Origin of the sequence: Glycomyces buryatensis (assembly GCF_004912275.1) — a bacterium.
Classification (GTDB): domain Bacteria; phylum Actinomycetota; class Actinomycetes; order Mycobacteriales; family Micromonosporaceae; genus Glycomyces; species Glycomyces buryatensis.
The window spans coordinates 443-742 of the sequence record NZ_STGY01000038.1 but is presented as its reverse complement, the minus strand read 5'-3'; the positions used below and the strand labels follow the sequence as shown (position 1 = coordinate 742).

The 300-nt window shown below is 71.0% G+C and carries 1 pseudogene; it reads right to left on the bottom strand.

The annotated features are described in order from the left end of the window. Positions 1–300 (bottom strand): annotated as a pseudogene (locus FAB82_RS09495) (hypothetical protein); the annotation flags it as partial.

The following is a 300-nucleotide window of genomic DNA, read 5'->3' as shown; positions in this document are numbered from 1 at the left end:
CAGTCGTGCCAGGCGCACCCGCCCGCCTGCTCGGCTTCGAGTTTCCTGCGCAGCGCGGTGTTGGGGAGGCGTTCGGCTCGTCCGAGGTCGACCACTTCCCCGGTCGCAAAGTCGAACACCATCGGGATGACGCTGCCCTCGCAGGCGAGGAGGCGGGCCTTGGCGACCGAGACCGGCCGGCCTTCGAGGGTGGGGACCCGGCCGGTGTCGTTGCCTTGCAGGGTCTCCAGGTCGCACAACAGCGAGAGTGTCGCGGTGTGCCCGTGCCGGGTGGGTGCGTCGGGGCTGGCCCCGTATGAG